This window comes from Pedobacter sp. HMWF019 (genome assembly GCF_003061025.1).
Classification (GTDB): Bacteria; Bacteroidota; Bacteroidia; order Sphingobacteriales; family Sphingobacteriaceae; genus Pedobacter.
On sequence record NZ_QAIL01000143.1, the window covers coordinates 1 to 12,029 of the forward strand.

The window sequence follows — 12,029 nt, forward strand, 5'->3', positions numbered from 1 at the left end:
CTGTAGCGCTACAGGCCTATATATCTCTATGTTAATCCTATTAATTGAACAATTAATTCTGCCGTTAATTCAATATTAAGCATTTATTAATAGCAGGATAATAAGTTTATCCCTGATTACAAGAAGAAGTAATTATTAAGCCATACAAAAGAGGTCGACTAGTAGCTAGCAAAAAAATAGGAGCTAGTTTTTTTTATCATAAATAGGCAATCGATTGCCTTATATTTAAAAACCACTACTTACTCTTTAATGAAGTTTTATTAGTTATTTCAAAATTTAATTGAATAGAACAAAAAAAAGTTGCACCACATAAGTGCAGCAAAATATAAACCAAACCAAATATAGACATGACGACCAACCAATCAAACTCCCCTTAGCGGCTTATCAGGTATCATAGCCTTTCCAATACCCTATTTGGGTAATCATAAAAAAGAATTAAACCAAAATAATTAAACAGTATGAAAAAAATTAAATACCTACTTACCCTGTTTTTTCTTTTTCCCCTCGTTTTGTTGGCCCAGCAATCGGTTACCATCAGTGGAAAGATAATTGATGCGGCCGCAGGCGCTGGTCTTCCAGGAGTTAGTGTCAAAATAAAGGGCACTACTATAGTTGCTGTTACAGATCAACAGGGGAAGTTTTCTATCATTGCCCCAAATACAGAATCCTATCTCCAAATTTCCTATGTAGGTTATATGCCTCAAGAAATACAGATCAAAAACAAAAAAGATTTTCAAATCACACTACAGGAAGACAACAAAAACCTTGATGAGTTAGTAGTTGTAGGCTATGGTACCCAGAAAAAGGTAACAGTCACCGGCGCCGTATCAACATTAAAAAGTGAAGAAATTACGGTCACTAAAAATGAAAATGTGGTGAACATGCTTACTGGTAAGATCCCAGGGCTACGTGTGTTACAGAAAACAGCAGAACCGGGCTCTTTTGAAAACCAATTTGACATTCGTGGATTGGGAAACCCACTTATCGTAATTGATGGGGTACCCAGAGGTGGTATTGAAAGAATGGACCCAAATGAAATTGAAAGCATCTCTGTATTGAAAGATGGTGCAGCTTCAATTTATGGGGTAAGAGCTGCAAATGGAGTGATATTGGTGACCACCAAAAAAGGAGATAAAAATGGGAAATTCGATATCAATTATTCTGTAAATCAAGGCTGGCAACAGTTTTTAGGAATGCCAGAAGGCGTTGGGCCAGTAGATTTCATGATGTTGACTAATGAAAAGACCAAACGTGCCTTTGCCAATAACTTTGTAAGCAACTCTGAACCAACATATACCTATGCCGACATGAAGCCCTGGCTTGACGGAACATCCAAAGGAGCAGACTGGATTGGACTTGTATTTAAGAAAACATCCCCGCAAATCCAGCACAATCTAAATGTAAATGGTGGTACAGAAAAGATCACCTATTTCTTTAACCTCGGTTATATGAAACAAGATGGTATTTTTAAAACCAACTCTTTGGACTATAACCGCTATAATTTCCGGTCCAATGTAAACATTAATATTTCCAAAAGGTTAAGAGCGCAAATCCTGGCCTCCGGATATACAGATGAAAAAAACCAACCTTACCAGGATCTATGGACCATATTTAAATATACATGGAACCAGATTCCAATCAATAGAATCTTTGCTAATGATAATCCTGAATATCCAAGTGTAATGTCTGAGAATGCCAATCCTGCCGTTATCTCAGATGCCACTAAAGTAGGTTACAAAAAGCAAACACAAAAGAACTTTCAGGGTCAGCTAAGTTTGGAGTATGACATTCCTGGAATTGAGGGTCTAAAAGCCAAAGGGATGTTCAATTATGGATATAGTGTAGATGACAATACAGAGCAAAAGAAAGAATATAAGTTATATACCTATAATGCAGTAACCGACACTTACGTCGCTTCCCTCGTAAAATCGCCAACTACTCTAATGCGCTATTATGGCAATAACATGTCTACGCTCAGCCAGCTCTCCCTGAATTATGCGCATACTTTTAACAAAGACCATAACGTATCCGGATTACTCCTTTTCGAAGAAAGTTTCTCCAAAGGGGATAACTTTTTTGCCCAAAGGAATGTTAACCTACCCATCAACTATTTATTTGGCGGAGAAGCTGGAGATCAGATAGGTAGCATGAATACCGGCAATATCAACGAAGTTGTATACCGCGCTTATGTAGGCCGTGTAAACTACGATTATAAAGGAAAGTATCTTGCTGAGTTTAGTTTCCGTCAAGATGGATCTAATAAATTTAAGCCTGGTAAAAGTCAGTGGGGCTTCTTTCCTGCTGCATCCATTGGATGGCGGATTACCGAAGAAGGCTTCTTTAAAAACTTCATTTCACCTGATATCTTATCTAACTTAAAGCTTAGGGTATCCTACGGTAAGGCCGGATATGATACCGATACGCAGTTTCAATATATCCCAGGCTATAATTATCCAACAATTAATCCAAACGACCAAAGCATCTATGGCTATATTTTTAACGGACAATTCATTAGTGGTGCTGCACCAAGACCAGCAGTGAACAACGATTTAACCTGGTATACCACCAGCATGAAAAATATCGGGTTGGATTTCAGTCTTTGGAGAGGTAAATTAGAGGGGACTTTTGATATATTCAGACGAGATAGAAACGGATTACTAGCCAGAAGAGATGTAGCCGTACCGGGTACTGTAGGTATTGATTTGCCCGAAGAAAACCTAAATACAGACCGGACAGAAGGACTTGAATTCTCGTTAAATTACCGTGGCAAAGCTGGTGAGTTTGGCTACAATATAGGTGGTAATATTTCTACCACACGCACCATGAACAGATTTGTAATAGAAACAAAGGCCGGAAATGAATACCTCCAATGGAGAAATGGTAAAACCAACCGATATAATAACCTGTGGTGGGGCAAAACCTATGGCGGACAGTTTTCAAGTTATGATCAGATCTATAACCATCCTGTAAATGCGGGCGGTGGTAACAACAATACTGTTCCCGGAGATTACTACTACCAAGACTGGAATGAAGATGGTGTAATCAACGAAAAAGATGAAAAACCCATCGCCACGAAAGACATACCTCTAATCAATTACGGGATCAATATCGGTTTAACATGGAAAGGCTTTGATCTGAATGCACTATTTGCAGGATCTACTAGTTTCTATGTAGAATATACCGAGCAATATGCGCAACCGCTTATGTACGACAGAAGTTCTTTATCGCAATTTCTGGATAGCTGGCATACCGTAAACCCATCAGACAATGTATTTAATCCTAATACCCGGTGGATTCCTGGCAAATATCCGGCAATGGGATCGCCCATAGCAGAGGGTACCAAAGCGGTTCAGGATGCCAGCTATATCAGACTAAAAACGCTCGAACTTGGCTATTCCCTCCCCTTTGAGAAATTGAAACGCATTGGGGTAAAAAAGTTACGGATCTACGCCAATGCGTATAACCTATTAACCCTAACAAAACTTAAAAACAGCGATCCAGAGCATCCTGGTCAAATTCCAGATGCAGGCTTCAACCAATCTTTAGGCGGCTACAAGTATCCGCTCAACAGAACTTTTAACCTGGGTGCTAACATTACTTTTTAAAATTCCAGATCATGAAAAGATATCAACTCATCATAACCATGCTTATCGCAGGAATGTTATTTTCCTGCCATAAATTGGACATCAAACCAAAAAGCATTCTTACCTCCGACGTCATATTTGGTGGAGAAGGAGGTATAGATGCCTACATGGCAGACATCTACAGGAAATTACCGATTGAAGATTTTACGTACCGGCCCGGAGGACGTGATGGTCAGTCGGGGTTTAATCTGCACCATGAATGGGAACATTTCTGGCATTCTTCGGCCGTTACCGGCGAATCAGTAGGACCATATGGAGGAATGGACATTGGTGGCGGATTTGGCTATTGGCCATATGCGGAAATACGTGCTGTGAATAACCTGATGCAGGAATTACCTAAAAATTCGGCCAATTTCACGGATACCCGTATTAAAGAACTAACGGGTGAAGCTTATTTCTGCAGGGCTTATTTCTATTTTGCTATGGCCAAACGTTATGGCGGGGTACCAATTATAAAAACTGTACAAAACTACCCGGAGCAATCGATCGAAGAACTCCAGGTACACCGCGATAAAGAACAAGATGTATGGACCTTTATCGGAGATGATCTTGATAAAGCCTTTGAACTGATGCCAGCTACCAGCCCGAGGGGAAGAGCTAATAAATATGCAGCAGCGGCACTGAAATCAAGGGCAATGCTATATGCAGGTTCTATAGCAAAATATGGCTCTGTAAATTTTGTAGCTGGTGAAGCCAGGACACAAGGTTTTGTGGGAATTCCCGCAACCGCAGCCAATGGCTTTTTTACTAAAGCATGGGATGCAGCTAAACTAGTGGAAGGGCACTATTCACTCTATCAAAAAGATGCAGATAAAGTAAAAAATTATGCTGATGCTTTCCTTGATCAAACAAGCCCGGAAAACATCCTGGTAAGAGATTATTCTATCGCCAGCAATACTGCACACAGCTGGGATGCAACATTTTCTCCACGTTATATGACTGCCGATGGAGATAGCCGGTCTTACCCAACGCTAGATTTCGTACAGAAATTCATCACCCTCCCCATCACCAATGCTGATGGTACACCGCGCCGTTTCGATAAATTAGAAGACCTTATGGCCGGTCTGGAACCTAGGTTACTGGCCACGGTCTATTTTCCCGGTGCCAGCTTAAGAGGTTACCAATTTGACACCCAAAGGGGGCTTTACACCTCCTTTACAGGAACTGCAGCTGCCGAAGTTGCCAAACCCGCCGACCAACGTACAAACAGAAAAGTTTCTGCAGATGAAAACACCTTATATGAAGGCAAAAGGATTTCAGGCATTACAGGGATCAAACCCAATGGCAGCCCAGATAAAACAACCAGGACTGGCTTTTACGTACGGAAATACATTGACTATAACCGCCCGCAAAATCAATGTGGCCTATTTCAAAGTACTCAAAGCTGGATTGAATTACGTTACGCAGAAGTACTCCTCAACAGAGCAGAAGCGGCAGCTGAACTGGGCAATACAGAAGATGCAACCACTTGTATCAACCTACTCCGCACCAGGGCAGGTGCAACGATTGCAGGTAGCGTTTCTACAAACGATGTCCGTCTGGAAAGAAACAAAGAGTTGGCTTTTGAGAACCATTACTGGTGGGATTTAAAACGTTGGAGAACGGCCGATATAGTTCTTGACAACTCTAAATTCAGAGGGTTAATGCCTTATTATGTCTTTAATGAGGGGAAGTATATTTTTCTGAACGAGCCGGAGATCTATGAACGCAATTACTTTTTTGACAAAAAGTATTATTACGAACCTATCCCTGGGGGAGAACTGGGCAAAAACCCGAATCTGTTTCCTAACAATCCGAATTACTAAGCCTCTAAAATTTTAAGATATGAAAAAGATCATGAGCAGAATTTTACTTGGAGCAAGTTTGCTGGCAATTTCTGCATGTACTAAAATAGACAACTACCCTGAGCCCAATGCTTCTTTTGAAGGCAGGTTGATTGATAAAACCACTGGCCAGAATTTCCTTACCTCTACCAATAGCATGCAGGTTAAACTGGAACAGATCAGCTGGAGTGACACACCAACCCCTCAGGAGATCCCAAGTAAGATCGATGGAACTTTTAAAGATTCCAAATTATTTAAAGGAAAATACCGGGTAACCCCTAAGGGAGGAGCATTTTGGCCTATTTTGACCCCATTGGAGGTCAATATTGATCAAGGTACTAAACAGGATTTTGAATTGACCCCCTACCTGGTAATCAAAAACTTTACACATACACTAACTGACAATAGAGATCTTATTTTAACTTTTACCATCGATGCACCGATTGGGGCTGGTATGCCAAGGGTCTCTGACGTACAACCCTACATCAACACCACCAAATTTGTAGGTTCGGATGCCAGCATTAAAGAGTATTCAAGTGATCTGAAAGTTACGGTCGATAAGGAATGGAACGATATGTCACCTGCGGATAAGTCGTTTACAATCACTGTCCCTGCGCTTCTTTCCGGGAGGATCTTCTTTGTAAGGGTGGGTGCAAGGGTAAACGACAGTTATAAAAGCGTCAATTATTCTGAGATCGTAGAAATCAAAGTTCCATGAAAAAATTAAAGATTTCATTTTATATCTTTTTAATCACTGCCACAGGTGCCTTTTCGATATCGGGTACCCGGATAGAAGGCCCACGGTATGCGTCCTATAGCCACTTGGTCATGGCCGGTTACCAGGGTTGGTTTGCTGCCAATGGTGACGGTTCGCAGCGCGGCTGGTACCACTACCAGGGCAGAGGTGGTTTTTATCCAGGCAATACCAATGTAGATCTCTGGCCTGATGTAACTGAATACCCTAAAAAGTATAAATCTCCATTCAAATTTGCGGATGGAAAAGATGCTTATTTATATAGTCCATATGATGAAAGCAGCGTTGACCTGCATTTTAAATGGATGAAAGAATATGGCATTGACGGAGTGCACATGCAGCGATTCCTGGGTGAAGTGAAGTCAGCTTCCGGAAAAAGGCATTTCAATAAAGTATTGGAAAGCGCCTTAAAAGCAGCAAAAAAATACGACAGAGCCATAAGCGTAATGTACGACCTGAGTGGCTGCTCTAGTGCAGACATGGCATACCTCGAGCAAGACTGGAAAGAACTTGAAAGCATATTTAAATTATCTGACCCAAAGATTAACCCTACTTATCTATGGCATCACGGGAAGCCCCTGGTGACTATTTGGGGAGTAGGATTTAATGACCGAAGGCGGTATACTATTAACGATGTAAACAAGCTCGTAGACATGCTCAAAGGACCTCGAAATAACGTGTCAATTATGCTAGGTGTTCCCTATTTCTGGAGAACGGCAGGCAGGGATACGGACAAATCTCCCTTGCTGCAGGAACTCATCAAAAAAGCAGATATCCTCATGCCCTGGGCAGTGGGCAGATTTGATTCCAAAACCTATAATCCACAGATCCTTGCTGATGATATAACTTGGTGCAAACAACACAAAATAGATTATGTACCATTGGTATTCCCCGGATTTACCTGGGGAAATATGCACAAGGATACCACAATCTATAATGCCATTCCTCGCCTGAAAGGTGATTTTCTGTGGCAGCAGATTGCAGGTGCTAAACAGGCGGGTGCGAAATCCTTATATGTAGCCATGTTCGATGAAATAGATGAAGGCACAGCCATTTTTAAGACCGCAAGGGTCGCCGAGGTCCCCATAAACGGAAATGAAGGTTTCAAATTCGTTGGAATTGAAAATGAACTGACCTCTGATTATTATTTATGGTTGACCGGCCAGGGAACAAAATGGTTTCATGGAAAAGGTGGCTATAGCGCTGTTAAACCTTTGAGGTTACAGTAAAAATGAATAGTTAGTTTTTAAAAACTTAAAATTATGAAATTAAGAAATTCAACAATAGTATACGCTTTAATAGCCCTTGTTCTGGCAGGAGGCTGTAAAAAAACAGAATACCCATCAAGGGACACAAGCGGACTGCATCCAGACCCACCGGTTGTGATTGATCCTGATGATGCCAAACCATTTGTTTTGTTTGACAGTTGTGATAAATTAGATGGTCTCTGGGATGTTGCTTTAGGTACAGGCAGCTTAGAAACTCAGGGTAAAAAAGAAGGCACAGGCTATATTAAATCCAGGATTACACCAGGCCAGGATTTCATGCAGTACCAAAGGAGAAATGTACCGCCAGTTGATACAAAAGTAACACCAGAGAACGGACAATTTATGTTTTGGTTCTACATCCAGGATGCCAGTCAGTTGAAAGAGGGCCAGATACAGATCAGTAGTGCCAATGATCCTGACAAATCCAGGTACGGATGGGATATCATGAAAGTTGGGCCTCTGGTCAATGGCTGGAACCGCTTAAAATTAAACATCAGTGATGCCTATTCCTCAGATGGTGGGGCAAACCTTGCAGCCATGAATTACTTCAGGGTATTTTTCAATACCAAAGAAAAAGTATCTGCCGACTTTGTGACCGGCATTGACGGATTAAAATTTGTACAAAAATAAACAACACCATATGAATACTTTATTAAAAAAATCAAAACGCTGCAACAACAGGTCATTCGTATTGGCTTTAACTCTGGGCGGGACCATTTTGCTGGGCAGTTTCAGCTGTACTGCCCAAAAGGACAATTTATCGGTGAAGACCACTTCCTCTAAAAAAACAAAGGGAAATCCATTTATCCGGAATATGTATACCGCTGACCCTTCGGCCAGAGTGTGGGCAGATGGCCGCTTATATGTCTATGCATCTCACGATATTGCCCCGGCACGGGGTTGTGACTTGATGGACCGCTATCACGTCTTTTCCACAGACAATATGGTTGATTGGAAAGATCATGGTGAAATTTTGAATTCCAGTCAGGTGCCATGGGGAAGAAAAGAAGGCGGATTTATGTGGGCCCCGGATTGCGCTTATAAAAATGGGACATACTATTTCTATTTCCCTCATCCATCTGGCGACAACTGGAACACTACCTGGAAAATCGGTGTGGCCACAAGTAAAAGTCCGGCTAGCGGGTTTGAAGTAAAAGGATACATTGAAGGGCTTAAGTCAATGATAGACCCATGCGTTTTTGTAGATGATGATGGTCAGGCCTACCTTTTCTATGGTGGTGGTGGCACTTGTGAAGCTGGAAAACTCAAAGACAATATGATGGAAGTTGATGGCGAAATGAAGAAGATGGAAGGTCTTACAGACTTTCATGAAGCTTCATGGGTACATAAAAAAGATGGACTTTATTATCTTTCTTATTCCGACAACCATGATAAAGACGGCAAACACAACCAAATGAGATATGCCACCAGTAAAAGTCCGTTGGGCCCCTGGACCAGTCAGGGCATTTATATGGATCCTACCGATAGCTTTACTAACCATGGTTCCATTGTGAAATACAAAGGCCAATGGTATTCTTTTTACCACAACAGTGCCCTGTCTAATGAAGATTGGTTAAGGTCAATTTGTGTAGATAAATTGTATTACAACGCCGATGGAACCATCAAAAAAGTGGTTCAGACCAGTGGACTCACCAAATAATCTAAACCAAACTATGAACCTAAAATCATTAAATATACTTGTGCTGACCACCTTGCTTGCCTTAACCGCGGGCTGCTCTAAAAAGGGCATCGATCAGCCAGCTGCACCGGAACCATCTCCGGGAGGGAAAGTCATCACGCCCTCCCCCCCAGGGGATGTAGTTGGAAAAGTTACCGTTGGCTACCAGGGATGGTTTGCTGCCAAAGGCGATGGCTCTCCTATAGATGCCTGGTGGCATTGGACACAAGACTGGGCAAAATTACCTTCAACAACCAATTCAGGAATAAAATCCTGGCCAGACGTAAGAGAATACACGTCTACCTACCCTACTTCCTTTCCAAACTTTGGGAACGGGCAGACAGCCAATTTATTTTCTTCTTTTAACGATCAGACAGTTAACACCCAGTTCCTCTGGATGAAGCAAAACGGCTTGGATGTAGCTGCATTACAACGGTTCAACCCCAACGGAATTGAAGGACCAGTTCGGGATGCCATTACGGCAAAAGTGAAAACCGCGGCAGAATTGCATGGACGTAAATTCTATATCATGTACGATATCAGCGGATGGGTCAATATGCAATCGGAAATTAAAACGGACTGGACCAATAAAATGTCGGGTTATACCTCGTCTTCTGCCTACGCCAAACAAAACGGCAAACCTGTGGTCTGCATCTGGGGATTTGGTTTTTCCGACAACAACCACCCTTTCAGTGCAGATGTCTGTATAGACGTGATTAATTGGTTCAAAAGTAAAGGTTGTTATGTGATTGGCGGTGTACCCACCAACTGGCGCACCGAGGATAGTGATTCCAGACCAAAATTTCTTTCGGCCTATAAGGCCATGGATATGATCTCTCCATGGATGATCGGGAGAATAGGCACCATTAGTGAAATTGAATCCAAATACAGAACCATTAACATGCCAGACATGGCCTATTGTAAAGCCAACGGAATTGATTATCAACCTTGCATATTACCGGGCGACCTTCAGGAACATCAGCGGATTCACGGAGATTTTATGTGGCGGCAGTTCTACAATATGAAAAGTCTGGGTGCACAGGGGCTCTACATTTCCATGTTTGATGAATATAACGAAGGGAACCAAATTGCAAAAACAGCAGAAAATGCCAGTTTTATTCCAGCAGGAACTTCCTTTGTTACTCTTGATGAAGATGGTACGGCTTGCTCTTCTGACTATTACCTCAGGTTATCTGGTGACGGAGCTAAGATGTTCAGGGGTGAGATTCCGCTTACCGTAACCCGACCTACAAAACCAATGCTATAATCATAGTTTATTTAGTTTATAGCCTCCACAAGCCATGTTACTGGCGACGTGGGGGCTAAAGATTAGGCTATCACACCCGCTAGCCCCAGATGCTCACTCACAGACACCAATCTCCATCTGGTTGTCAAGTTCTGTGGCTAAAGCTTTTCCAATACCATCGCTCGAGCCTGTAACCAGGGCATAAGCGTTGACCTCTTCTCATAATACCGACGGCGTCGTTTCTCTTCAAGAAATTATAAATTCCAAAATTGCTTCTGAGTGTATTTTTGTTGTGTCAAAAATGGGAATATTAAAATCACTTTGGCCTATTAACATAGGTATTTCCGTACAACCTAAAATAATGCATTCGGCCCCACGTTTAACGAGCTCATTTGTAATAGAAATATAGTTATCTCTAGTTTGAGGATTGATAAAGCCAATTCCGAGTTCTTCTTTTAAAGTATATTGGATATAATCTCTGGTTTCTTGTTTTTCTGGTATCAAAACATCAAGGCCATACTCTTCAAGTTTATTTCTATAAAAATCCATCTCCATTGTGAACTTTGTTCCCAATAAGCCAACTTTCTTTAAACCCTCTTTTTTAACCGCTTTTGCAGTTTCTACACCGATATGAATAATTGGCAATTGGGTTATAGCTTGTAGTTCGTCAGCAAAAAGGTGTGCAGTATTGGCACATAAAACGATACCGTCTGCACCACTCCTCTCCAGGCTTTCACAGGCAGTCTGTAATAGATCAAAAGAATTATTCCAACCCCTTGCCTGAATATCTCCAAAATTCAGGGAGTAAATTATACACTCTGCAAAATTCAGCCCTCCTAATTTTGAATTTACACCTTCGTTTATAAATTTATAGTAGTCCATCGTCGATACCCAACTAATCCCACCTACTAACCCAATTTTCTTCATTAATATCTTGTTATTACTATGTAACTTTATTCTAATTGCTGGTCTTGAGCTACAATAGCTTCCTCTCCACGTAAATATCTAAAAATTCAGATACAACTGAATAGTTTAAAAAGAAAACACCTCCCAACAGTATTTTTTCCCCGCTATCTGCCACGATATTCTCAGTTAATAGTAAAAGATTAGTTTGAAAATGGCCTTTATAGCGTGTCTATAGCCAGATTACTGGGGTAATGTGCCCTTATGAGCATTTCCTTGGGCATAAATAGCCATTTCATCGAATACAATATGAATCTGACCCCTATCCCATACCTAGCTGTTAGCCATCTGTTGTAGGCCGAAAGTCCTTACTGAACCAAAGAAGATTTCAAGTACAGCCATTTTTGCCCATTTTTCCCATTGTCCTTTCTCCACCCTCCCCGGTCTGCACCCAAGAAAAATAGGTTTTCATGATCAAGCCTCAGAACCTGGAAGGTTCAGCGCGATCAGAAAATCTATTTTTCATAACCAGACCTTTTTATGCACTGTATGAAAGTAAATAGGCAACTGATCGTCTGTTAAAAATATTCTGCCATTTGTGTAAGTTTTTTAAAATGCAAACAACTAATAGTTTAAAAAGCATATATGAGAACTACTTTTGATGGCTGTTTCAATAAGCGCCACATCTTGCGGACCCAATTCATCCTGAGAAG

The 12,029-nt window shown here is 41.3% G+C and carries 8 protein-coding genes; 7 read left to right on the forward strand and 1 reads right to left on the reverse strand.

What is annotated here, in order from left to right; all coding sequences use genetic code 11:
- Positions 1–458 precede the first annotated feature (458 nt).
- From DBR11_RS09320 to DBR11_RS09350, 7 genes are read left to right on the forward strand one after another with little or no spacing between them, the layout of a single operon-like run.
- The gene (locus DBR11_RS09320; protein ID WP_108551895.1) at positions 459–3,605 is read left to right on the forward strand and encodes a TonB-dependent receptor; all 3,147 of its coding nucleotides are present in this window, start codon (positions 459–461) and stop codon (positions 3,603–3,605) included.
- Positions 3,606–3,616: 11 nt separating this feature from the next.
- Positions 3,617–5,449 carry a RagB/SusD family nutrient uptake outer membrane protein gene (locus DBR11_RS09325; protein ID WP_108551897.1) on the forward strand — a complete coding sequence of 611 codons (1,833 nt, stop codon included), beginning with the start codon at positions 3,617–3,619 and terminating at the stop codon, positions 5,447–5,449.
- A gap of 19 nt (positions 5,450–5,468) precedes the next feature.
- Positions 5,469–6,185, forward strand: coding sequence for a DUF3823 domain-containing protein (locus DBR11_RS09330; RefSeq protein WP_108551899.1), 717 nt, complete (start codon positions 5,469–5,471; stop codon positions 6,183–6,185).
- Positions 6,182–7,450 carry a glycoside hydrolase family 71/99-like protein gene (locus tag DBR11_RS09335; RefSeq protein ID WP_108551901.1) on the forward strand — a complete coding sequence of 423 codons (1,269 nt, stop codon included), beginning with the start codon at positions 6,182–6,184 and terminating at the stop codon, positions 7,448–7,450. The genes DBR11_RS09330 and DBR11_RS09335 overlap by 4 nt, the downstream gene beginning before the upstream one ends.
- 33 nt (positions 7,451–7,483) lie before the next feature.
- Positions 7,484–8,119, forward strand: a complete 636-nt coding sequence (locus DBR11_RS09340) for a hypothetical protein (protein WP_108551903.1) — start codon at positions 7,484–7,486, stop codon at positions 8,117–8,119.
- A 10-nt stretch (positions 8,120–8,129) separates the two neighbouring features.
- Entirely contained in the window at positions 8,130–9,149 is a 1,020-nt protein-coding gene (locus DBR11_RS09345; RefSeq protein ID WP_108551905.1) for a family 43 glycosylhydrolase, read from the forward strand.
- Between the two features lie 13 nt (positions 9,150–9,162).
- Entirely contained in the window at positions 9,163–10,434 is a 1,272-nt protein-coding gene (locus tag DBR11_RS09350) for a glycoside hydrolase family 71/99-like protein (RefSeq protein ID WP_199233804.1), read from the forward strand.
- Between the two features lie 225 nt (positions 10,435–10,659).
- Here DBR11_RS09350 and DBR11_RS09355 read toward each other — a convergent pair whose 3' ends face one another.
- Entirely contained in the window at positions 10,660–11,340 is a 681-nt protein-coding gene (locus DBR11_RS09355) for an aspartate/glutamate racemase family protein (protein WP_108551907.1), read from the reverse strand.
- Between the last annotated feature and the right edge of the window lie 689 nt (positions 11,341–12,029).